The sequence below is a fragment of the Agrobacterium sp. LMR679 genome (genome assembly GCF_027157905.1).
Lineage (GTDB): Bacteria > Pseudomonadota > Alphaproteobacteria > Rhizobiales > Rhizobiaceae > Agrobacterium > Agrobacterium leguminum.
In genome coordinates this window covers 189,608-209,683 of the sequence record NZ_JAPVOJ010000002.1, presented here as the reverse complement: position 1 = coordinate 209,683, position 20,076 = coordinate 189,608, and the positions used below count along the sequence as shown (strand labels likewise).

23 protein-coding genes and 3 tRNA genes are annotated in these 20,076 nt (G+C 59.3%); 15 read left to right on the top strand and 11 right to left on the bottom strand.

Annotated elements, in window-relative coordinates; all coding sequences use genetic code 11:
• Nucleotides 1-23 precede the first annotated feature (23 nt).
• The gene (locus O3W47_RS11870) at nucleotides 24-992 is read right to left on the bottom strand and encodes an alpha/beta hydrolase (RefSeq protein ID WP_174023646.1); all 969 of its coding nucleotides are present in this window, start codon (nucleotides 990-992) and stop codon (nucleotides 24-26) included.
• On the opposite strand from O3W47_RS11870, the gene O3W47_RS11865 reads away from it, so the two are divergent.
• Nucleotides 991-1,767, top strand: coding sequence for a hypothetical protein (locus tag O3W47_RS11865; RefSeq protein WP_269313823.1), 777 nt, complete (start codon nucleotides 991-993; stop codon nucleotides 1,765-1,767). The two genes, O3W47_RS11870 and O3W47_RS11865, sit on opposite strands and share 2 nt — an antisense overlap.
• A gap of 83 nt (nucleotides 1,768-1,850) precedes the next feature.
• On the opposite strand, the gene uvrB is transcribed toward O3W47_RS11865, so the two are convergent.
• Nucleotides 1,851-4,817: an excinuclease ABC subunit UvrB gene (gene uvrB, locus O3W47_RS11860; protein ID WP_174023644.1), complete on the bottom strand. Its 2,967-nt coding sequence runs from the start codon at nucleotides 4,815-4,817 to the stop codon at nucleotides 1,851-1,853.
• A gap of 268 nt (nucleotides 4,818-5,085) precedes the next feature.
• Here uvrB and O3W47_RS11855 point away from each other — a divergent pair, with 268 nt between their 5' ends.
• The gene (locus O3W47_RS11855) at nucleotides 5,086-5,439 is read left to right on the top strand and encodes a DMT family protein (RefSeq protein ID WP_003507620.1); all 354 of its coding nucleotides are present in this window, start codon (nucleotides 5,086-5,088) and stop codon (nucleotides 5,437-5,439) included.
• 106 nt (nucleotides 5,440-5,545) lie between these two features.
• Nucleotides 5,546-5,968, top strand: coding sequence for a GNAT family N-acetyltransferase (locus O3W47_RS11850; protein ID WP_269314827.1), 423 nt, complete (start codon nucleotides 5,546-5,548; stop codon nucleotides 5,966-5,968).
• 17 nt (nucleotides 5,969-5,985) lie between these two features.
• Here the strand turns inward: O3W47_RS11850 and O3W47_RS11845 are convergent, their stop codons facing one another.
• Nucleotides 5,986-6,369, bottom strand: a complete 384-nt coding sequence (locus O3W47_RS11845; RefSeq protein WP_065655871.1) for a winged helix-turn-helix transcriptional regulator — start codon at nucleotides 6,367-6,369, stop codon at nucleotides 5,986-5,988.
• Between the two features lie 154 nt (nucleotides 6,370-6,523).
• On the opposite strand from O3W47_RS11845, the gene O3W47_RS11840 reads away from it, so the two are divergent.
• Together O3W47_RS11840 and O3W47_RS11835 are read left to right on the top strand one after the other, a co-directional pair.
• Nucleotides 6,524-7,135: an NAD(P)-dependent oxidoreductase gene (locus O3W47_RS11840; protein ID WP_269313822.1), complete on the top strand. Its 612-nt coding sequence runs from the start codon at nucleotides 6,524-6,526 to the stop codon at nucleotides 7,133-7,135.
• A 12-nt stretch (nucleotides 7,136-7,147) separates the two neighbouring features.
• Complete coding sequence (locus O3W47_RS11835; RefSeq protein WP_080816607.1) at nucleotides 7,148-7,624, top strand: nuclear transport factor 2 family protein; 477 nt, start codon at nucleotides 7,148-7,150, stop codon at nucleotides 7,622-7,624.
• A gap of 66 nt (nucleotides 7,625-7,690) precedes the next feature.
• On the opposite strand, the gene O3W47_RS11830 is transcribed toward O3W47_RS11835, so the two are convergent.
• Entirely contained in the window at nucleotides 7,691-9,055 is a 1,365-nt protein-coding gene (locus O3W47_RS11830) for a PepSY-associated TM helix domain-containing protein (RefSeq protein WP_269313821.1), read from the bottom strand.
• Between the two features lie 47 nt (nucleotides 9,056-9,102).
• Nucleotides 9,103-9,507 carry a DUF2946 family protein gene (locus tag O3W47_RS11825; protein WP_269313820.1) on the bottom strand — a complete coding sequence of 135 codons (405 nt, stop codon included), beginning with the start codon at nucleotides 9,505-9,507 and terminating at the stop codon, nucleotides 9,103-9,105.
• 337 nt (nucleotides 9,508-9,844) lie between these two features.
• Here O3W47_RS11825 and O3W47_RS11820 point away from each other — a divergent pair, with 337 nt between their 5' ends.
• Complete coding sequence (locus tag O3W47_RS11820; protein WP_127757212.1) at nucleotides 9,845-10,504, top strand: hypothetical protein; 660 nt, start codon at nucleotides 9,845-9,847, stop codon at nucleotides 10,502-10,504.
• A gap of 85 nt (nucleotides 10,505-10,589) precedes the next feature.
• On the opposite strand, the gene O3W47_RS11815 is transcribed toward O3W47_RS11820, so the two are convergent.
• Entirely contained in the window at nucleotides 10,590-10,982 is a 393-nt protein-coding gene (locus tag O3W47_RS11815; RefSeq protein WP_035263398.1) for an acyl-CoA thioesterase, read from the bottom strand.
• Nucleotides 10,983-11,057: 75 nt separating this feature from the next.
• Entirely contained in the window at nucleotides 11,058-11,945 is an 888-nt protein-coding gene (locus O3W47_RS11810) for a TrmH family RNA methyltransferase (protein ID WP_080816616.1), read from the bottom strand.
• Between the two features lie 209 nt (nucleotides 11,946-12,154).
• On the opposite strand from O3W47_RS11810, the gene O3W47_RS11805 reads away from it, so the two are divergent.
• Together O3W47_RS11805 and O3W47_RS11800 are read left to right on the top strand one after the other, a co-directional pair.
• A tRNA-Tyr gene (locus O3W47_RS11805) sits at nucleotides 12,155-12,239 on the top strand.
• A gap of 25 nt (nucleotides 12,240-12,264) precedes the next feature.
• Nucleotides 12,265-12,338 (top strand) — tRNA-Gly (locus O3W47_RS11800).
• Nucleotides 12,339-12,517: 179 nt separating this feature from the next.
• Here the strand turns inward: O3W47_RS11800 and O3W47_RS11795 are convergent.
• Nucleotides 12,518-12,712 (bottom strand): hypothetical protein, encoded by a 195-nt coding sequence (locus tag O3W47_RS11795; protein ID WP_035263387.1) that lies wholly within the window; start codon nucleotides 12,710-12,712, stop codon nucleotides 12,518-12,520.
• Nucleotides 12,713-12,841: 129 nt separating this feature from the next.
• Nucleotides 12,842-13,168: a BA14K family protein gene (locus O3W47_RS11790; protein ID WP_262533119.1), complete on the bottom strand. Its 327-nt coding sequence runs from the start codon at nucleotides 13,166-13,168 to the stop codon at nucleotides 12,842-12,844.
• A gap of 317 nt (nucleotides 13,169-13,485) precedes the next feature.
• Between O3W47_RS11790 and O3W47_RS11785 the strand changes: the two genes are divergently transcribed.
• Together O3W47_RS11785 and O3W47_RS11780 are read left to right on the top strand one after the other, a co-directional pair.
• Nucleotides 13,486-13,935, top strand: a complete 450-nt coding sequence (locus O3W47_RS11785; RefSeq protein ID WP_035263391.1) for a hypothetical protein — start codon at nucleotides 13,486-13,488, stop codon at nucleotides 13,933-13,935.
• Nucleotides 13,936-14,563: 628 nt separating this feature from the next.
• Nucleotides 14,564-14,932, top strand: coding sequence for an MliC family protein (locus O3W47_RS11780; RefSeq protein ID WP_080816625.1), 369 nt, complete (start codon nucleotides 14,564-14,566; stop codon nucleotides 14,930-14,932).
• 474 nt (nucleotides 14,933-15,406) lie between these two features.
• On the opposite strand, the gene O3W47_RS11775 is transcribed toward O3W47_RS11780, so the two are convergent.
• Complete coding sequence (locus O3W47_RS11775) at nucleotides 15,407-16,039, bottom strand: TerC family protein (protein WP_035263395.1); 633 nt, start codon at nucleotides 16,037-16,039, stop codon at nucleotides 15,407-15,409.
• A 402-nt stretch (nucleotides 16,040-16,441) separates the two neighbouring features.
• Here O3W47_RS11775 and tuf point away from each other — a divergent pair, with 402 nt between their 5' ends.
• Nucleotides 16,442-17,617, top strand: coding sequence for an elongation factor Tu (tuf, locus tag O3W47_RS11770; RefSeq protein WP_003525183.1), 1,176 nt, complete (start codon nucleotides 16,442-16,444; stop codon nucleotides 17,615-17,617).
• Nucleotides 17,618-17,686: 69 nt separating this feature from the next.
• Here the strand turns inward: tuf and O3W47_RS11765 are convergent, their stop codons facing one another.
• A complete protein-coding gene (locus tag O3W47_RS11765) occupies nucleotides 17,687-18,274 on the bottom strand; it encodes a histidine phosphatase family protein (RefSeq protein WP_174023634.1) in 588 nt (195 codons plus the stop codon).
• Nucleotides 18,275-18,459: 185 nt separating this feature from the next.
• Between O3W47_RS11765 and O3W47_RS11760 the strand changes: the two genes are divergently transcribed.
• The 4 genes from O3W47_RS11760 to rplK all read left to right on the top strand — a co-directional run bounded on the left by O3W47_RS11760 (nucleotide 18,460) and on the right by rplK (nucleotide 20,074).
• A tRNA-Trp gene (locus tag O3W47_RS11760) sits at nucleotides 18,460-18,535 on the top strand.
• Between the two features lie 186 nt (nucleotides 18,536-18,721).
• Nucleotides 18,722-18,922, top strand: a complete 201-nt coding sequence (gene secE, locus O3W47_RS11755; protein ID WP_003523719.1) for a preprotein translocase subunit SecE — start codon at nucleotides 18,722-18,724, stop codon at nucleotides 18,920-18,922.
• Nucleotides 18,923-18,967: 45 nt separating this feature from the next.
• Nucleotides 18,968-19,498 carry a transcription termination/antitermination protein NusG gene (gene nusG, locus O3W47_RS11750; RefSeq protein WP_003523721.1) on the top strand — a complete coding sequence of 177 codons (531 nt, stop codon included), beginning with the start codon at nucleotides 18,968-18,970 and terminating at the stop codon, nucleotides 19,496-19,498.
• 144 nt (nucleotides 19,499-19,642) lie between these two features.
• Nucleotides 19,643-20,074 (top strand): 50S ribosomal protein L11, encoded by a 432-nt coding sequence (gene rplK / locus O3W47_RS11745; protein WP_003523723.1) that lies wholly within the window; start codon nucleotides 19,643-19,645, stop codon nucleotides 20,072-20,074.
• The last annotated feature ends 2 nt before the right edge of the window (nucleotides 20,075-20,076 follow it).

Genomic DNA, 20,076 nt, shown 5'->3' with positions numbered 1-20,076 from the left:
GTGAGGAGAAAGAGGCCCACGCCTCAATCCTTGGCTTTGTCGGCAGCCTTGTCCCATTCCCCATCGATGAACTTCAGCGCGTCGATAATCGAAACCTTCCACACCGACCAGACGTGATCGCCGTCGGTCACCCGCAATTCGGATTTGCGCTTGTCGGCCTGCAGCGTTTCATGCAGGGCGATGGCGCCGCGCCAGAGGAAGAAGCCGTCATCGTCGCCGACGGTCAGATAGGTGGCGGGCAAATCCTGGCTTTCGGCCACATGCTGCGCCACGAGGGTGAAGACGTTCTTTTCGTTGAAGAGCCTTGCATCGAAAGGTGTGCCGAAGGCGCCGGAGAAATGGTCGCCGGTTGAGGGAAGCACGATGCCGCTGGTGACGGTGGTGCGGTCGACCCGGTGGAAAAAGGCGCTGTCCTGAATGAGCTTGAGTTCGGCCGGCGTCTTGTCGAGATCGGAGGCGGGGACATTCTGCCAGATGGCGCCCGACAGGCTGGCCACTGCGCCATAGAGGTCTTCATGGCCATAGGCGAGATGCAGGGCGCCGAAACCGCCCATGGAGAGGCCGGCGATGGCGCGGCCTTGCCGATCCTTGCGCACCGGCAGCGTTTTTTCGATCTGGTGGCGCAGATCGCCAGTCAGGGCGGTTTCGTAATCGCCGGGGCCGCCGACAGCGGCGGAATCCACATACCAGCTGTTCTTGACGCCCGGCATGACGACGACCAGCGGGCGGATGGCGCCGGCAGCGATGAGCGTATCGAGCGTCTTTTCGATATTGCCGAGATCGCGCCAGCTGTTCTGGTCGCCATCATGGCCGTGTAGGAGGTAAAGCACCGGCCAGCCGTTTTCCGGCGGCGCGCCGTCCGGGCGATAGATGTTGACGGGAAGCGGCGCGTTCAGGACGGGACTATGGAAGGTCGCATCCTCGATCTGTCCGGCAAAGGTCGGGGTGCAGGTGACGAGAAGGCAGAATGCCGCCAGATTTTTTCGATACATGCGGTCGCTCCCTGCTGCCGTTCCGAGAACATATCAACGTGCGCGCGCACTGGGCGTTCCGGAACCCATAATGTTGCGGCAATGTCGACCGTGCAAGTTTGCGCGCGATGCAACGGTTTCGGAAAACCCGATCCGGCAACCGTTCTGCATCGCTGCTGCTTTTCAGGTTTTGATCATGATAAAATCGACTTTATCGCATTTCACACGATTGCTTGTTTTGCTCCTGCTTCTTTCCGGCTGCATGACAGTGCCCATTTCCAGCATTCCCAAGCTCATGCGGCTCGATTTTTTGACAATGAATTTCGAGCATGTGCGGGTGGGTTTGCAGCTTCCTGCCTATCTTTCGTTAGGTTCCGGTGATGCGGTGATGATTATTCGCAGCGCTACAGATGGCGTAAAGGGCGAGACTGTCGACACATTTGCGTTGATCGAGGATGCAGACACCGTTGCCCGCGCGCAGTTCCACGCCGAAAAGCGGGCGGGAACTGCCACAAGCGTGTGGAGAATAAAGCCCGAGGAGGTTTCAAGGCTTACAACATTGCAGGAGAAGGTGCGCCGTTCCCGCATCGAGGGGCCACGCATCAGGGGAAGCACGGAGATCGAGATATTGCGTGCCTGTGTCGCGGGCGTCCTCCCGACCGGGCCGATCTATTTCTCGACTTACATCAAGCCGGCGGAAAATGAAGACTATATTCCCATGACCATGGATGCCGATCTGGTAAGAGTCTTCGGTGCGGGCGAGGTAGCGGCGCGGATCAGGCAGTGCGAAAGCTGATCGCCGTTGCCGGAGCGCGCAAGTGCTCCGGCCATGTTTTTCCCAATAGACACGCCTGGCGTCGAAGATCGCGGGCGCGTGCGTTAGCGCCCCGGCCGGCCCGTCTTGCCCTTGGTCCGGCTCTTGCGCTTCTGCTCACCGGCATCCTCATAGGAACCCGCGCCAATCTTGCCACGCACCAGCGGCCGCGGGTCATCCGTGGCGCGTTCGGGCTGACCTTCGAGAAGTGGTGAGAACCGTTTGCCGGGCTCGGTCTCGGGCTTGTCGGGCACCGCGCCGCGCACGGGTTTTTCGGTCCTGCCCACCGTCATCTCGTCCAGCGTGTTCCTGCGGAAAAGCGGTTTTCCCGCATCCGAGCCGGGGCCCATTTCATCCAGCGAGGGTTTGGCGAAGAGGGATTTGCCGCTTTCGTTCGCTGCGGCGCCCGCCTCCGTCCTGCCGGATGTCTCAGCCTCCGGCGGGGAGATCGACAAGTGGCTTCGTCTGTTGTTCTTTCCGCCGCCTTCGATGGCGCGGGCCTCCTCCTTGGCCATCGGGTCGTCCATGGTCGCCAGTTCGGCGGCCTTGAGGCGTTTGATTTCGTCGCGCAGGCGGGCGGCTTTTTCGAAGTCGAGATCGGCTGCGGCGTCGCGCATGGATTTTTCCAGCGCGTTGAGATGGGCCTGCAGATTGTTGCCGACGAGGTGGCCGCCATCGGCGAAGCCCTTGCCGGAAACGCCAGAAATATCGGCCCTTACGTGATCGCGCTCATAAACAGAATCAAGAATGTCGGAGATCTTCGCCTTGACCGATTCCGGCGTGATGCCGTGTTCGGCGTTATAGGCCATCTGCTTTTCGCGGCGGCGGGAGGTTTCCTCCATCGCCCGCTTCATCGAGCCGGTGATGTTGTCTGCGTAGAGGATGACCTTGCCGTCGACGTTACGGGCGGCGCGGCCGATGGTCTGGATCAGCGAGGTTTCCGAGCGCAGGAAGCCTTCCTTGTCGGCATCGAGGATGGCGACGAAACCGCATTCGGGAATGTCGAGGCCCTCGCGCAGCAGGTTGATGCCGACGAGTACGTCGAAGGCACCGAGGCGCAGGTCGCGGATGATCTCGATGCGCTCCAGCGTGTCGATGTCAGAGTGCATGTAACGGACGCGAACGCCCTGTTCATGCAGATATTCGGTCAGGTCCTCGGCCATGCGTTTGGTCAGCACGGTGCAGAGCGTGCGGTAACCCTTGGCGGCGGTTTCGCGGATTTCGCCGAGAACGTCGTCGACCTGGCTGCGGGCGGAGCGCACTTCCACCGGTGGATCGATGAGGCCGGTCGGGCGGATGACCTGTTCGGCGAAGACGCCGCCGGACTGCTCCATTTCCCACGAGCCGGGGGTTGCCGAAACCGCCACGGTGAGCGGGCGCATCGCGTCCCATTCCTCGAAGCGCAGCGGCCGGTTGTCCATGCAGGAGGGCAGGCGGAAGCCGTATTCGGCCAGCGTCGCCTTGCGCCTGAAGTCGCCGCGATACATGCCGCCGATCTGGCTGACGGATACGTGGCTTTCATCGATGAACAGCAGCGCGTTATCAGGGATATATTCGAACAGGGTCGGCGGCGGCTCGCCGGGATTGCGGCCGGTGAGATAACGCGAATAGTTCTCGATGCCGGCGCAGGAGCCGGTCGCCTCCAGCATTTCCACATCGTAGCGGGTGCGCTGTTCCAGCCGCTGGGCTTCCAGCAGGCGTCCGGCCTTTTCCAGTTCGGCGAGGCGGCCTTTCAACTCTTCCTTGATCGACTTGATCGCGCCGTTGAGCGTCGGGCGCGGGGTGACATAGTGCGAATTGGCGTAAATCTTGACGGATTGCAGCTCGCCGGTCTTCTGGCCGCTCAGCGGGTCGAATTCGGTAATGGAATCGATCTCGTCGCCGAACATCGAGATGCGCCAGGCGGCGTCCTCAAGGTGGGCGGGGAAGATTTCGATGGTATCGCCACGCACACGGAACGAACCGCGCTGGAAATCCATGTCGCGGCGTTTGTATTGCTGGGCCACGAGGTCGGCCAGAAGCTGGCGCTGGTCCAGCCGGTCGCCCACCTGCATCTGGAAGGTCATGGCCGTATAGGTTTCCACCGAACCGATACCGTAGATGCAGGAAACCGAAGCGACGATGATGCAGTCGTCGCGTTCCAGCAACGAACGGGTGGCGGAGTGGCGCATCCGGTCGATCTGTTCGTTGATCGAAGATTCCTTCTCGATGAAGGTGTCGGAGCGCGGCACATAGGCTTCCGGCTGATAATAATCGTAATAGGAGACGAAATATTCCACCGCATTGTCGGGGAAGAAGTTCTTGAACTCCGAATAGAGCTGCGCGGCCAGCGTCTTGTTGGGGGCGAGAATGACGGCCGGGCGCTGCGTCGCCTCGATCACCTTGGCCATGGTGAAGGTCTTGCCCGAGCCGGTGACGCCGAGCAGCACCTGGCTGCGCTCGCCGGAATTGATGCCTTCGACGAGATCGGCAATGGCGGTCGGCTGGTCGCCGGCGGGCTGGTAATCCGAGGCCATGCGGATGGCGACACCGCCTTCGGACTTCGGCGGGCGGGCCGGGCGGTGCGGCGTCCACAGCTTGCCGTCCTTGAACAGCGGATTGCCGCTCTCGATCAGCTTCGACAGCGCGTCCACCGTTGCGGTGACTGCGCCCGGCGCGAGGTTGGCGGCATCCTCCAGCGACACATCCATGCCGGCGACCGGATTGAGACCCGCGGCGGCGCGGGTTTTCGGATCGCTGGATGCGCCGATGGAAACGCCGCGTGCGGTCTTGGAGGCGGTGGTGTTCTTGGCCGTCTTCGGGGGGGCTTTCTGGGCCTCCTTGCGTGCCTCGATCTCGATCTTCTTGCGGTGCTTGCCCGCCTTCGAGGCGATTTCGCGCTGGGTTTCCACGGAGGACGCCTCCGCTTCCGCCTCGAGCTGCTTCACCCAGTCAGCGACGCTGCCGCTGAGCGGCGCGCCTTCGAAGGACGATTGCGGAGCTTCCTCGAAGCCCGAGGGCGAGGAGGGGGACTTTTTCGGTGATCTGGCCATGGGCGAAATATGGAGGGAGTCACGCATAAAGGGAAGGGGATGTGGTGAAAAAATGAGTACAAAAAGGAAACGAAGCGCGGGGAACAAATTTTGGCCGAATGCGTTGCGTAGCGGCTGACGATAGCTCTGATAAAATCCTTAGAAAATCGATTCCGGTTTTCGGGCGGATGCGCTAGAGCAAATCCATACGGGCAGAATGAGGGTTCCCTTCTGACTGCCTTCTCCTGCCACATTTCATGACATCCCTCCCTTTTTTCCAGGACCCATCATGCCGTTCTCAATCAGCCCTGCCCATATCTGGCCTGTCCTGATGCTTATCGCCTCCAATGTTTTCATGACCTTCGCCTGGTACGGCCACCTCAAGCACAAGGGCAGCGCGCTCTTTCTGGCGATTGTCGCCAGCTGGGGTATAGCCTTCTTCGAATATGTGCTTGCCGTTCCAGCGAACCGCATCGGTTCGGAGGTCTATTCCACCGCGCAGCTCAAGACCATTCAGGAAGTCATCACGCTCGCGGTCTTCGCGCTGTTTTCGATCTTCTGGCTGAAGGAAAGCATCACCATCAATCACGTGATCGGTTTCGCGCTGATCGCTTTCGGTGCGTCCTTCATTTTCCGCTCCTGAAAACCAACGAATAGACCGGCGCTTGCCGGCCTGGAACCAGTCGCAACGGATATGAGGTGATGTATCGATGAAAATACGGCCTGCGAAAGTTGACGATGCAACGGGAATGGCGGCGGTTCAGAACGAGATATTCTCGGTCGGCCTTCGAAAAGCGCCGACGGATATCACGGCGGTGCTGGAGAATTACATCCAGCACGCCGACCGTATCGAATGCTCGGTCGCCGAGGACGACGACGGGCGTATCCTGGGGTTCCAGTCGCTGCGTTATGCGCGGACGGACAATCCCTATGGCGTGGCGGAAGGCTGGGGCATCATCGGCACCCATGTCAGCCCGCGGGCGGCGCGAAGAGGTGTGGGATCCGCCCTCTTCGCGGCAACGCGCAGGGCGGCGGAGGCGCGGGGCCTTAAAAATATCGATGCCAGCATCGGCGCGGACAACATGCTCGGGCAGAGTTATTACGACGCCATGGGCTTCACGACCTATCGCCAGCCGGAAGGGCTGGTCTGCAAGGTTTACCGGCTGGGCTAGACGCGGCCTGCTTCCGGTCAGCCGCGATTGTCGTTTTCGGAATATTGCAGGCGCGCCTTGCAGATGCGAACGTGGTTCTCGTCAGCCCATTGCACCAGCAATTGCATCGGCACCAGAAACGAGCGGCCGAGATTGGTCAGCTCATATTCAACGCGCGGCGGCACCTCGGCATAAAGCGTGCGGCGGATGAAGCCATCCTCTTCCAGCCGTTTCAGGGTGCGGGACAACATCTGCTTGGAAATATCGTCGATCCTGCGGTTCAGCTCGTTGAAGCGCAGCACGCCGCCCTGCAGGGCTTCCAGAACCAAGAGGCTCCATTGATCGCCGATACGGTCCAGCACGTCGCGGATGGGACAGGGCTGGTCGAAGGCAAAAACTTCTTTCGTCTGCGTATCCGCCATGTCCTTATCCCTTGCCCTTTTTACCCTTGCAGGTCATCGCCATGTGACCAGATCAGCCGCCGCTGACTTCTTGCGACTATGGCTGCGATACCATAGCTCTTCTTCGCGGTCTATAATCTAGACCGGCAACGATAGTGACAAGAGGAAAGAAGCCATGGCTAAAATCGCGCTCATCGGCGCTTCCGGCAATGCCGGGTCCCGTATTCTGAAGGAACTTTCCGACCGGGGACATCAGGTGACGGCAATCGCCCGCAATCCTGAAAAGATCGCCAGCCTGCCGAATGTGGTGGCAAAGAAGGGCGATGTTTTCGATCAGGCAGGGCTTTCGGAACTGCTGAAGGGTCACGATGCCGTGATCAGCTCGGTGCATTTCACCGCCAGCGATCCGGCAACGCTGATCGAGGCCGTGCGCGCCTCCGGCGTTCAGCGCTATCTCGTCGTCGGCGGCGCCGGCAGCCTTGAAATCGCGCCGGGCCAGCGTGTGGTCGACCTGCCGGATTTCCCGGCCGCCTACAAGGCCGAAGCGACCAAGGGTGCGGAGTTTCTGGATATTCTGAAACAGGAAAAACAGCTCGACTGGACCTTCCTGTCGCCCTCCGCCGAATTCGTGCCGGGCGAAAGAACGGGCAAATTCCGCATCGGCAAGGATAATCTCCTCAGCAACGATAAGGGCAGCCGCATTTCCTTCGAAGATTATGCCATCGCGCTTGTCGATGAAATCGAGAAGCCGCAGCATTCCCGCCAGCGTTTCACCGTCGGTTATTGAGAGGTATCACCCATGAATTTCGTAACACGCCGTCTTGCCATCGCCGCCTTCGCCCTCGTGCCCGCCTTGATGGCGGCACCCGTTCTGGCGCAAACCGCAACGCGGGATTTCGCGCAGGAAGAAGCCAACCGCAAACTGGTGATCGAGTTTTACGACACGGTCTTCAACAAGCATGATGTGGCGAAGGGCGCCGCCGTCCTCGTCGACAGCTACAAGCAGCACAATCCGATGGTGCCGGACGGCAAGGCGCCGTTCGTCAATTATTTTACCGGCTTCTTCAAGGAGAATCCGCAGTCGAAAGCGCGGATCGTGCGCAGCGCCACGGATGGCGATCTGGTCTATCTGCACATCCATTCGACGGAAAATGAAGGCGATCGCGGCAGGGCCATCGTCGATATCTTCCGGGTTACCGATGGCAAGATCACCGAGCACTGGGACGTGATCCAGGAGGTGCCGGAAAAGGCGGCGAACAACAATACGATGTTCTGAGGGCCGTTGCCGTCGCATTGCCGATAACAGGGAACAGCCGGGATTTTCGCCCGGCTGTTTTCATTTTCAGATTGTGCGTCGTTTCTGGCGGGACTGTACGATCAGATCCAGCGCCAGCATGGCCAGCAGGCTCGCGCCCACCAGCGGGAAAATGATGCCGCCGATGGCGAGTATGGCGAGCAGGCCGTACAGGACGCGTTTTTCCTGCGGCAAAGGCGGCACGCCGAGCGACCCTTTCGGACGGCGTTTCCACCACATGATGCCGGCGGATACGGCAAGCAGCACAATGCCGATACAGGCTGCCAGAAGCACGATCTGGTTGGCGAGGCCATATTGCTGGCCCAGATGCACGTTGATGCCCCATTCCAGCGCCTTGCCGAGCGGGCCGTAATCGGCGTAGCTCATATCGATCAGCGGCTCGCCGCTATATTGGTCGAGATGGACGACCCGTTGCTGCGCCAGATCGTCGGGATAGACGGAGCCGCTATAGACGCCCGTTGGTTTTCCCGGCAGGGCGACAGCGTAACCGGCGGCAAGACCGAGCGCGTCGAAACGTGCTATCGCCTCGTCGATCCCGATTGGCTGGCCTTCCGCGGAATGGGTGGATTTCGGGATTTTCGCCTGCTCCAGCGACCAGCTTGTTTTCGCCACGTGATCGAGATGCTCGCCCGACATCGGTACATCGGTGCGAATGCCCGCCGGATATCCGAAGTTGCTGCCATTCGCCCATTCGTTGACCTTCGCACCCCAGACGCCGGACCAGGGCATTCCGGTGACGGCAAGGAAAACGATGAAAAAGCCGACGAAAATGCCGGTGACGGCATGGGTATCGCGCCAGAACACCCGCTTTTTCGGCGTGCCGCGCACGGTCACGACACCGCCGGTCTGCTTTCGCGGCCACCAGAGATAGATGCCGGTGGCGACGAGAAGGATGGACCAGCCGGCGGCGATCTCGATCAGATAGCGGGCATAGGTGCCGAAATATTTCAGGCTGTGGAGATAACGGACCGTCCACATGACGGTACCGCGATCCGGCAGGGAGCCGGCCACCTCAGCAGTGTAGGGATTGACGTAGACGGCGCGTTTCCCATCTGCCGTATTGACGGTGATTTCCGCCGACGCGCCCGGATCGGCGGGGGTGGTATATTTGACGGCGGTGCCGGGAACGGCCGCAAGCGCTGCGGTTACGATCTCGGAAGGCAGCGCTTTCGGCGCGTCTTGCACCACTTCGATCCGCTTCAGATCCGAATGGATGAGATTATCGAACTCGTCCCGGAAGAGATAAAGCGCGCCGGTGACGGCGAGCGATATCATGAAGGGCAGGACGAGCAGACCGGCGTAGAAATGCCAGCGCCACACGGCGCGATAAAGATTTGCGGACGAGGAATGCGCAGGCGCACGCTCGCCCCCGAAAGAGGTCGTAACGGACATGGATGTCTCCGCAAGAGAATTGATTTTCCGGCAGGCCGGACAGTGTTCTAGCGCTGCGAAGCGGAGGGAGGTGCGCGTGGGCGCGATTCCAGATTGGGCGGCGATGGCGGCAACGCCGCGTCGGCGTTCAGGAAGGTGACTTCGACCGCAGGGAGAATATTGTCCGTGCGCTCGATGGGAATAGCTGGAAGAGCGGCGACCGTCGCCGAGGCCAGACGGCAGAGCGTGCCGCAACAGTCGTCAGCAATCTTGCCGGCGGGGTTCTGTTTGCCGGAGCCGCCTTCCGGCATATGGCTGGAACAGATGATCTCATCCGCCGCCAGCGCGGCCATCGCCATGTTGCCGCTGGTCAGGCCATTGGCGAGACCCTGCAAAAGGAAAAGCAGAACCGCCAGCATGGCGATGGCGCCAGCCGAACTTCTGTCCTGCATGATCCTGCGAATGAATCCCATGCAATCGGAATGTCATATTTGCGGCGAGATGTCACCGCGACACAATGACGGCAACACAGGTCAGCGACCCTCAGCATCCTGACCCGGCCATGTAATTATACTGATAATTACTTTCGATTTTAATTGGATTTATAAATTAAATCCGTTTATGTCTCTGCATAGATACGATTTTTATTTAAGAATACGAATATAATCATGTTATTTTGTTTGTATCGTGGAAATAAAATAACTGAATTATCTCACGTCATTTCGCTCATGCCGCGATCATGATCCGGAGTTTCTGTAATTTGGTGCACTTGGCGAGACAAAAAAACGGCGGCCGCAGGGTATCCCTTTCATGAAAATAGCCATCGTGCAGTTCGATAGCCGTCCGCTCGATGCGCTGGGAATTCTCGCGCCGTTAATCGTCCGCAATTCGCATTATGCAGAACAGCAGGGGTACGAGCATTTTTTTGTCAATCGGCTCGGGATAGATATTCCGCCCTTCTGGGCAAAGCCTCTTGTCGTGACGTCCTATCTGCGGTCGGGCTATGACATCGTGTTATGGCTGGATACCGATGCGGTCGTTCACGATCTTTCGGTACCCGTCACCCGGTTTTTCGTGGGAGAAGAGGTTTTCATATATGCCTCGGATAACCCTTACTGGCGCAGTCCCTTCAATGCGGGCGTGTTCATCTGCAAGGGTACTCTCGCATTGGAGCTTATGCTGGAGTGGGCGGCGCTGTATCGGCCGGACCAATGGGAACAGCACGGCGAGCAGTGGCGATGCCGGGATGCGCGATGGGCGGGACCAGCCTATGAGCAGGGCAGTTTCGTCATCAACATCCTGCCAAAATACGGCCAGTCGGTTCTCTTCAAGCAACTGCCGTGGCAGGTGCTGCAAAGCCCGTTCCCGCTCGACAATTCATTCACCCTGCATTTTGCGGAGCGGTTCAAAGCCAATATCGGCGTTTATTGCGCCGCGTTCCCGCAAACCCGGCTTGCCCGCGAAGAATGATCGAGGCAATGCGTGTGGGCCGACGTGGCTTGCCGGATATATCCCTAAATGGAGAGCGGCGCTGAAGCCCAGCGCCGCAGCGCGCTTATTCCGCTGCCGGAATGGGCGTGGGTTGTCCGGTTTCGTCCATCGCCACCATGATGAAGGTTCCCGCGGTGACTTTTTCCAGCTTGTCGTAACGCGACCGCTGCGCCCAGGCTTCCACCGTCAGCGTGATGGAGGTGCGGCCAACGCGGGCGATATCGGTATAGATGGACAGCGTATCGCCGATCTTCACCGGCAGCTCGAAGGCCATTTCCTTGACCGCCGCGGTGACGACGCGACAGCGGGAACGCTCCGCTGCACGGATGCCGCTCGCCAAGTCCATCTGCGACATGACCCAGCCGCCGAAAATATCGCCGGCCGGATTGGCGTCGGCCGGCATGGCGAGCGTTCTGAGCGTCAGCTCGCCGGTCGGTTTGATGGTCTGGTCGGTCATGTTGAAATTTGCTCCTTGCGAAGACAAAAGCGCAGCATGCGTTGCGCTTTGCGATTTCGCAAGGAAGGCGAAGCGTCAGGACGACGCTTTGCCCAGAAATTGCTGCGTTGCATAAAGGGCGATGGCTGCGGCATTCGAAACGTTGAGCGATTTGATCTCGCCCGGCATATCGAGACGGGCGAGCGCCGAGACGGTTTCGCGCGTTTTCTGGCGCAGGCCCTTGCCTTCGGCGCCCAGCACCAGCGCGATTTTTTCGCCGCTGAACGTCTGTTCGATGGGGGCGGGGCCTTCCGAATCCAGACCGACGGAGAAGAAGCCGAGCTTGTGGAGCTCGCCCAGCGCATCGGCCAGATTGGTGATCTGGATATAGGGAATGAGTTCCAGCGCACCGGAAGCCGATTTCGCCAGTACGCCTGACTCGGTCGGGCTGTGGCGCATGGTGGTGATGACGGCGCCGGCGTTGAAGGCGACCGCCGAGCGCATGATGGCGCCGACATTGTGCGGATCGGTGACCTGATCGAGCACGAGAATGAGCGGGCTGTCCTTCAGCGCCCCGAGACGCTTGACCGGCAGCGGCCGGGTTTCTAGCATCACGCCCTGGTGGATGGCCTCGGGGCCGAGGACCCTGTCGATATCCTGCGGCGAAACCATCTCGACGGGGAAGGGCTGGGCATCCGCCTCACCGATATCCAGCCGCGCAAAGGCGTTCTGGGTGACGGAGAGCCTGACAATCTGCCGTTCGGGATTGGCGAGCGCCGCACGCACGGTATGCAGGCCGTAAAGATGCACCTGATCGGGCGCAAGCTGCGGCGGCTTCCAGTCGTCTGCGCCACGGTTCTTGCGCTTCGGCTGCTGCGGGGTCGGAATTTCGCCGCGCTCGCGCTTGGCGTCGCGCACGGCGCGGCGCAGGTTGGCATAGTGCGTGTCGCGGGTGGATTTGTTCTTGGGATCGTCTTTGCTCATGGCGCCTTATATCTCTGCCGTGAGGCGCGCACCAGCCCCCGCGATAATCCACAGGGCCGTAAAGAGGTTTGAATTTTTTCCCGAAAATTCGTGAAAGGGCGTGTTGACAGAAACGAACGAGGCCGTCATATACGCGCCACAGACGACGCAACGGCGCTTCGCCGCAGCGAAATCTGAAGAGCTTGGTCGCTCGATCCTAGCAGAAAGCTGGAGGGATGCCCGAGTGGTTAAAGGGGACGGACTGTAAATCCGTTGGCTACGCCTACGTTGGTTCAAATCCAACTCCCTCCACCATTCTGCACGGATCGAAATCACCACCGCGGGTATAGCTCAATGGTAGAGCAGCAGCCTTCCAAGCTGAATACGCGGGTTCGATTCCCGCTACCCGCTCCAGCTTCTCCCCAATATCATCGATAAAGTTTCTTTAGCGCCGTTTTTCCGCCTTTTGCCTCGGTGGAAACATGCGGCCGTCTTCTGGCATTTTTCCACCTCTAGGAAGCGTTCTTCCTGAGCGCTTTGTTCTGAGGTCTAAGGATTGCGTCTGTGGGCTCCTGCCATGCAGACCTCGTCTTTCAGGATGGCTCCAGCGCCGACTGGATCCGCAGTTTCTCCGCATCCAGTTCGCTCAGCCTTCCCATATGCGCCGTGATTTCCTCAAAGATCGAGGTGCGATCCGTTTTCGACAGGCGCTCCACGCGACGCAGGGCCGTGATGACTTCGATCAGATCAAGTCGTTCCTGCTCAAGCTTTTCCAGATTCCAGAACATCGCGTTTTCCCCGTTGGCACGCGTCGAAACGGCTCGCAGGGCAAAAGGTTCAGATCAGTAGAATTTAAGGTAAATTTTATCTTGTCGGCAACGGCCCGTACTGGGGATGCAGCCCGGGCCTCAGCCGAATCAATAGGGTGAACGGCACTGCGTCCGCGTGCCGGCAGGGGCCATAAAGCTGTTGTCGGTGGGATGGTAGGATGCGTAACGCGCCGCACACCATTTTATATGGTCGATCTCGGCTTGAGACAGGGCATAGCCGTTGGGCGTGGCTTCTTCGCCTTTCCCGGCCGCAAAGGCAGACGCGGGGTAGCCTCGCTGATCTGAATTCTGCGCCTGCGCCTGTGTTTCGTAGGCCGGCTGTATGAGGCTCAACGCATGGGCGGGCACGACAGCAGCGGCAGATATCGCGACGCCAAGAGCGAGCGCGGAGATGGTCTTCGGCATCCTCAACATCGATAAATCCTCGTTATTCGTTCGGTATGCTAACGAAAACTTAGGAAATTCGTTCCGGTGAAGGGTTGACGCCACACGAACACGTGATTCTCCGGGCTGGGCGCGGGAGGCGGTTGAAGCGGCAATATCGGGGTGCTCTCGGTCCTGCGGCGGCTTTCATGATGACGGTGCGATGCTGCCCTCACCGGGAAGACGGTGTGTCCGGTGAGCAAGTTCCATTCCCGCCTGCTTCGCTTCCCGTCCTTTCGCACTGCTCGTTGACAAGCGGAAAATCCGGTCAGATAGTCGGCCGGCAATCATGCAAACGGGAGTCTTCAATGTTTAACAGGGTTGTCATTCTCTCATCCTTTGCGCTGCTGGCATCGGCGGCGTTTGTCTCCCCCGCAGCCGCACTCACCATGAAGGAGTGCAGCGTGAAATATCAGGCGGCGAAAGCCGACGGGTCGGCCAAGGACGTCAAGTGGAACGACTATCGCGCCAAGTTCTGCGGCAGCGAGGCGGCAGCCGAGGATGCGGCCGACGACAAGCAGGTCGCGGCCACCACCGAAAAAGAACCCGCAAAAGCGACGACAAAGGCCCCGAAGGGCGTCGCTTTCCCGAGTGCTGTCGATAAGAAATATTCAAGCGAGACGCCTGCAAAGGCCCGCCTGAAAACCTGTGTCGACTCCTATCACAAGAACAAGAATGACGGCACGCTCGGCGATCTGAAATGGATCCAGAAAGGCGGCGGCTACTGGAGCCTGTGCAACACGGCCCTGAAGAGCTGAGACAGGCAGGGGCGGATTACCTCCGGGACTGGCGCGTTATCCGACATGGTTTCGGATAACGCGTGAGCCGATCTGGCCGTGGTCGTTTGCCCCTGGGCACTTTTCCCCTAGCCGCCATTCGCCGGCAGATGCGGATATCGCTTCCTGTCCGCGATCAGGACCTGATCGCGGATGAGTCCGTTCCTTGATGGGTGGAAACGCGCGGCATGGGGCAACCCCGTTTTCGGGCGGGTAAAATCTGCGAATGGCTTGCGATTCAGTCTCTTGATAGAAAGACTTGACCCTGCGGCTCGATCCGCATCCAGCAATTCAACGGCTGCGGCTGTCCGATGACGGCTCGCCGGCAATGTGGGCGGATGACCAGACGATTTCGAAACTATCTCACCGTGCTGGCCATATCGCTGCTGATGTGGACGGTGATCCTTGGCGTCGTTTATTGGCTTTTTCGATAGGTTTTGCCACAGCTTGCCGGCCTGAACGATAGCGCCGCAGGGCCTGTGCGGCGATAAAGCTGCCTTGCGCCTGGGAGGCCGATATTCCCGAAAATTTGCTATGGTGAGAGGCGGCCGCCCCATTTCGGCTTCACTGGCGTGACCTTATGGTTCGGTGAAATCAGGAAAGGGTCATCATGAAAAAATCCGTTGCCGCGACATGCCTTGCAGCTTTCTCCATGTCGGTCGCTACTGGCGCCATGGCTGAAGAGCTGGTGATTCCGCTTCCGAAAGACACGACGGTCGAAAAGGTGGAGACCGTCTATCAATGCGCCACTGATAAGGTGGAGGCCGTCTATTTCAATGCCGGTGAGATCAGCCTCGTACGGCTGGGGCTGAAGGATGGCGTCACCGTTGCCGCAAATGTCATTTCCGGGTCGGGCGCCAAATATCAGGGCGGCATTTATGTCTGGTGGTCGAAGGGCGAGGAGGCGGATCTTTACGATCTGATGGCGGATCCGGAGATGAAAAAGCCGGTTCATTGCGTGGAAGCGAAGAAATCCTGACCGTCGGGAGCTTTGCCTCAAAGGAGCGGCGGCAGGGCGGTTTTTTGAAAACCTTGCCATGCCGCCGGTCAGCGTGGGAGTGCGCGCGCGGCGCGTTCAGCCAAGAACGAGCGACGCAAGAAGCGCCAGCAGGATAAGAGAGCTGGCGACAACACCGAGCCTCACCCTGCGAAGGCGGCGGGTGCGACCGCCGCTCCAGTCATAAGCCATTGGCAGCTTTACCTTTCTTTTTATTATTATGACTTATTGCCTAGCTCCCTAGGCTTGCCCGTGGCTGACCTCAATTGTCAGAATCCATCGGCGAAAATTCACGATTTCCCTGTCTTCTCCCGATGTTGCAGCAAGCGCGACGGTTGATTCTTCCTGTCCTGCGACGGCAAAGAGGATGAGGAGACCTAACGGGCGCAGGCCATGAAAAAAGGCCCGGAAACTGGCGTTTCCGGGCCTTCTGGAGAAGCGTGTCTGCTGGTCGTTTCAGCTCAGATAGGGCTGGAGATAGGGCAGAACCTCGAGGGTGCCGTGATACAGCATGTTGAGGGCGACATAGATGATGACCATCAGGCCGAGATAGGAAATCCAGCGGTAGCGGTGCAGCAGCTTGGCGACGAAGTTGGCGGCAAGACCCATGAGCGCAATCGAAACGACGAGGCCGATGATGAGCACCGTCACATGTTCCTGTGCGGCGCCGGCGACGGCAAGGACGTTATCGAGCGACATGGAGACGTCGGCGATGACGATCTGGGTCGCGGCCTGGAAGAAGGTCTTGTGACCCTTGGTCAGGTCGGCCTCTTCGTCCGTCACCTCGTCTTCGATGGAGCCTGCGGCTTCGCGCAGCTCGACCCACATCTTCCAGCACACCCAGGCGAGCAGCAGGCCGCCGAACAATTGCAGGCCGACAATGGCGAGAAGCTGCACGGTGACGGCGGCAAAGCCGATGCGCAGAACCGTGGCGGCGATGATGCCGACCAGGATCGCCTTGCGGCGAAGGTGAGCGGGCAGACCGGCGGCGGCAAGGCCGATGACGATGGCGTTGTCGCCCGCCAGCACGAGGTCGATTGCGATGACCTGTAAGAATGCCGTGAAACCGGCGGCTGTGAAGATTTCCATGGGATGGTCCTGAAACGGATAGAGAGGTCGCGAGGGAGGCGACGGATCGAGATATGGCTTGGGATGGCGCGCCCGCGCCGGATTCCAGTCGCCCGTCTCCCCCCGGCGATGAAATGTCCTTAAGCCATCATGCCGGTGCAGGTAAAGAAGTTGTGATAGAAATATCTTATTTAGTGATCGGCCATTCCGGAGGAGGGGGCCGTCGGGCGGATGCCCGCCTCGCGCTCGCGAGGGTTTGAATGTCGCAAATCAGATACCATATACGGGCCTCAAGGCACGCTTAGGGCGCGCGCGAAGACGCTTTCACAATTAAGTCTTGCGCATTCGCTTACAAAGCCTTAAACGGCGACACCAAACCGGTACGCCGGGGAAACTACTTCACGTTCACAGGAAGCAATTCACATGGCAAAGAGCAAGTTTGAGCGCAATAAGCCGCACGTCAACATTGGCACGATCGGTCACGTTGACCATGGCAAGACGTCGCTGACGGCAGCGATCACGAAGTTCTTCGGCGAATTCAAGGCGTATGACCAGATCGACGCCGCGCCTGAAGAAAAGGCCCGTGGTATCACGATTTCGACGGCACACGTTGAATACGAAACGCCTGCCCGTCACTACGCGCACGTCGACTGCCCCGGCCACGCCGACTACGTGAAGAACATGATCACCGGTGCTGCCCAGATGGACGGCGCGATCCTGGTTTGCTCGGCTGCCGACGGCCCGATGCCGCAGACCCGCGAGCACATCCTGCTTGCCCGTCAGGTTGGCGTTCCGGCAATCGTCGTGTTCCTCAACAAGGTCGACCAGGTTGACGACGCCGAGCTTCTCGAGCTCGTCGAGCTTGAAGTTCGCGAACTTCTGTCGTCCTACGACTTCCCGGGCGACGATATCCCGATCATCAAGGGTTCGGCTCTTGCCGCTCTTGAAGATTCTGACAAGAAGATCGGTGAAGACGCGATCCGCGAGCTGATGGCTGCGGTTGACGCCTACATCCCGACGCCTGAGCGTCCGATCGACCAGCCGTTCCTGATGCCGATCGAAGACGTGTTCTCGATCTCGGGCCGTGGTACGGTTGTGACGGGTCGCGTTGAGCGCGGTATCGTCAAGGTTGGCGAAGAAGTCGAAATCGTCGGCATCCGTCCGACCTCGAAGACGACTGTTACCGGCGTTGAAATGTTCCGCAAGCTGCTCGACCAGGGCCAGGCCGGCGACAACATCGGTGCTCTCGTTCGCGGTGTTAACCGTGACGGCGTCGAGCGTGGTCAGATCCTGTGCAAGCCGGGTTCGGTCAAGCCGCACAAGAAGTTCAAGGCCGAAGCCTACATCCTGACGAAGGAAGAAGGCGGCCGTCATACGCCGTTCTTCACGAACTACCGTCCGCAGTTCTACTTCCGCACGACGGACGTAACGGGCATCGTTACGCTTCCGGAAGGCACGGAAATGGTTATGCCTGGCGACAACGTGACCGTTGACGTCGAGCTGATCGTTCCGATCGCGATGGAAGAAAAGCTGCGCTTCGCTATCCGCGAAGGCGGCCGTACCGTCGGTGCAGGCATCGTTGCCTCGATCGTCGAGTAATTTCAAACCCGCAAGGGATTTGAGAAAACCCCGCTGGAGACAGCGGGGTTTTTTATTGCCTGAAGGGGCTCAGCAGTCGATGCGGACGATGTCGCCATCCTTGAGATGGAAGAATGCGTCCTGCGGCACATCAAGGCGCAATGCTTCCTCCTTTGGAAGGTTTGCATAGACGCCGCGCAACAGGCGGCTGGTGATGCCGTGGCAGATGACGATCGCATCGCGAGCCTGTCTCTGCTGAATGGTCTCCAGGCTGCGGGCCACCCGGCTTGTCATTTTTTCGAACGTCTCACCGCCCGGCGCGTGGAAGAACCATTCGTATCGATCCAACCCGTCGCGCATGCCGGGATATTCATAATCGATCTCGTAATCCGTCATGCCATCCCATACGCCCATGCCGATCTCCATCAGGCCGGGATCGAGGGTGATGCCGTCGATCATGCCGATTTCGCCTGCGACGATCTCACAGGTTTGTCTCGCCCTGCCGAGCGGGCTGGAGAAAATATGGACTTCATCGGTTTCGATCAGCGCGGCGAGCCTGCGGCCCATGCGTATCGCCTGTTGTCGCCCCAGTTCCGTCAGCGGCGAATCGACCTGACCCTGCCAGCGGCGAACGGCGTTGAATTCGGTCTGGCCGTGACGGACGAGATAGATGCTCATGGGCGTTCCTGTGAAATGCGGGGAAGATCAGCGAATTGAACGATGTACCCCGTGGGCGCGTGTGCCGGGGTATTTTGCCAGACAATGTGAAAAAACAAAAAACACACTTGCCATTCTTTTCCCTGCACCTTAAAGGAGCGCATACCGAATTGGCCAAGCGATTTCGCGGCCGGTTCAGGTGATCAAGGGGTATAGCTCAGTTGGTAGAGCGGCGGTCTCCAAAACCGCAGGTCGGGGGTTCGAGCCCCTCTGCCCCTGCCACTTTCCATTCGCAAGCGCGGGTCCTCGCTGCATGGCAGATGGGTGCCGGATTTCCGGCGAATTTCGCGGAATGTCGATTTCCTCTTGTTAAAATGGGAATCGGTGTTTATGTAGGGTCAAAACAGACACGCGGTGCGTGGGGCTGATCAGTATCGGCTTTACGCGCCGTAATTGCGTGGGCAGTCAATGGCATCCAAAACCAATCCGTTTACGTTTCTGCAGCAGGTTCGCGCCGAAGCGTCAAAAATCACTTGGCCGTCGCGCCGCGAGACCATGATTTCGACGGCTATGGTGCTGGTGATGGTCATTTTTGCGGCTCTGTTCTTCTTTGCTGCGGATCAGCTCATCGGCTGGCTGCTCAGCCTGGTGCTGAACGTAGGCCGGTAACGGCGCGGTCAAAGGCCCGGTGGAAGGATCGAACGGAGAATAAAAATGGCAGCGCGCTGGTATATCGTTCACGCATATTCGAATTTCGAAAAGAAGGTCGCCGAGTCGATCGAGGAAAAGGCCCGTCAGAAGGGTCTGGATCATCTTTTCGAGAAAATCCTCGTGCCGACCGAAAAGGTGGTCGAGGTGCGTCGCGGCCGCAAGGTCGACAGCGAGCGCAAGTTTTTTCCAGGTTACGTGCTGGTGCGCGCCAACCTGACGGATGAGGCCTATCACCTCATCAAGAACACGCCGAAGGTTACCGGTTTCCTCGGTTCGGACAGCAAGCCTGTTCCGATTCCCGATTATGAAGCCGAGCGTATCCTCGGTCAGGTTCAGGAAGGTGTCGAGCGTCCGAAGTCTTCGGTTTCGTTCGAGATCGGCGAGCAGGTTCGCGTTTCCGACGGTCCGTTCGCGTCGTTCAACGGCGTGGTTCAGGATGTCGACGAAGAGCGTTCGCGCCTGAAGGTGGAAGTGTCGATTTTCGGCCGCGCTACGCCGGTCGAGCTGGAATACAATCAGGTCGAAAAGGTCTGATTGGCGGGGCGAAGCCCCAAGCGCGTGGAAGGCTAACTGGCTCTTTAAGCCGGGGCAGGGCGCCGCACCACGCAACCGCAGCCGCCGGAGCAATCCGGCTTAAGAGAAGCCGGGCAACCGGTTTGAATTGAAAGGCAGAGAGATATGGCTAAGAAAGTTGCAGGCCAGCTCAAGTTGCAGGTAAAGGCCGGGGCGGCCAATCCGTCCCCGCCGATCGGTCCGGCACTTGGTCAGCGTGGCATTAACATCATGGAATTCTGCAAGGCGTTCAATGCCGCCACGCAGGAAATGGAAAAGGGTATGCCGATCCCGGTCGTCATCACCTATTACCAGGACAAGTCCTTCACCTTCGTCATGAAGCAGCCGCCGATGACCTACTGGCTGAAGAAGGAAGCAAAGATCACCTCCGGTTCCAAGACGCCTGGCAAGGGCGCCAAGGTCGGCTCCATCACCAAGGCTCAGGTCAAGACGATCGCTGAAGCCAAGATGAAGGATCTGAACGCAGCCGACATCGAAGGCGCAATGGCAATGGTTGAGGGCTCTGCCCGCGCCATGGGCCTGGAAGTGGTAGGTTGATC

Excerpts from the sequence above, each read along its gene's own strand:
- O3W47_RS11845 (WP_065655871.1), bottom strand. The coding sequence starts at position 6,369 with ATGGCGGATACGCAGACGAAAGAAGTTTTTGCCTTCGACCAGCCCTGT.
- O3W47_RS11850 (WP_269314827.1), top strand. The coding sequence starts at position 5,546 with ATGGCGGCGGTTCAGAACGAGATATTCTCGGTCGGCCTTCGAAAAGCG.
- O3W47_RS11765 (WP_174023634.1), bottom strand. The coding sequence starts at position 18,274 with ATGAGCATCTATCTCGTCCGTCACGGCCAGACCGAATTCAACGCCGTT.
- O3W47_RS11825 (WP_269313820.1), bottom strand. The coding sequence starts at position 9,507 with ATGGGATTCATTCGCAGGATCATGCAGGACAGAAGTTCGGCTGGCGCC.
- O3W47_RS11830 (WP_269313821.1), bottom strand. The coding sequence starts at position 9,055 with ATGTCCGTTACGACCTCTTTCGGGGGCGAGCGTGCGCCTGCGCATTCC.
- O3W47_RS11775 (WP_035263395.1), bottom strand. The coding sequence starts at position 16,039 with ATGGAAATCTTCACAGCCGCCGGTTTCACGGCATTCTTACAGGTCATC.
- O3W47_RS11835 (WP_080816607.1), top strand. The coding sequence starts at position 7,148 with ATGAATTTCGTAACACGCCGTCTTGCCATCGCCGCCTTCGCCCTCGTG.
- uvrB (WP_174023644.1), bottom strand. The coding sequence starts at position 4,817 with ATGGCCAGATCACCGAAAAAGTCCCCCTCCTCGCCCTCGGGCTTCGAG.
- O3W47_RS11870 (WP_174023646.1), bottom strand. The coding sequence starts at position 992 with ATGTATCGAAAAAATCTGGCGGCATTCTGCCTTCTCGTCACCTGCACC.
- O3W47_RS11790 (WP_262533119.1), bottom strand. The coding sequence starts at position 13,168 with ATGTTGAGGATGCCGAAGACCATCTCCGCGCTCGCTCTTGGCGTCGCG.
- O3W47_RS11840 (WP_269313822.1), top strand. The coding sequence starts at position 6,524 with ATGGCTAAAATCGCGCTCATCGGCGCTTCCGGCAATGCCGGGTCCCGT.
- O3W47_RS11780 (WP_080816625.1), top strand. The coding sequence starts at position 14,564 with ATGAAAAAATCCGTTGCCGCGACATGCCTTGCAGCTTTCTCCATGTCG.
- O3W47_RS11815 (WP_035263398.1), bottom strand. The coding sequence starts at position 10,982 with ATGACCGACCAGACCATCAAACCGACCGGCGAGCTGACGCTCAGAACG.
- rplK (WP_003523723.1), top strand. The coding sequence starts at position 19,643 with ATGGCTAAGAAAGTTGCAGGCCAGCTCAAGTTGCAGGTAAAGGCCGGG.
- nusG (WP_003523721.1), top strand. The coding sequence starts at position 18,968 with ATGGCAGCGCGCTGGTATATCGTTCACGCATATTCGAATTTCGAAAAG.
- O3W47_RS11855 (WP_003507620.1), top strand. The coding sequence starts at position 5,086 with ATGCCGTTCTCAATCAGCCCTGCCCATATCTGGCCTGTCCTGATGCTT.
- secE (WP_003523719.1), top strand. The coding sequence starts at position 18,722 with ATGGCATCCAAAACCAATCCGTTTACGTTTCTGCAGCAGGTTCGCGCC.
- O3W47_RS11865 (WP_269313823.1), top strand. The coding sequence starts at position 991 with ATGCGGTCGCTCCCTGCTGCCGTTCCGAGAACATATCAACGTGCGCGC.
- tuf (WP_003525183.1), top strand. The coding sequence starts at position 16,442 with ATGGCAAAGAGCAAGTTTGAGCGCAATAAGCCGCACGTCAACATTGGC.
- O3W47_RS11820 (WP_127757212.1), top strand. The coding sequence starts at position 9,845 with ATGAAAATAGCCATCGTGCAGTTCGATAGCCGTCCGCTCGATGCGCTG.
- O3W47_RS11795 (WP_035263387.1), bottom strand. The coding sequence starts at position 12,712 with ATGTTCTGGAATCTGGAAAAGCTTGAGCAGGAACGACTTGATCTGATC.
- O3W47_RS11785 (WP_035263391.1), top strand. The coding sequence starts at position 13,486 with ATGTTTAACAGGGTTGTCATTCTCTCATCCTTTGCGCTGCTGGCATCG.
- O3W47_RS11810 (WP_080816616.1), bottom strand. The coding sequence starts at position 11,945 with ATGAGCAAAGACGATCCCAAGAACAAATCCACCCGCGACACGCACTAT.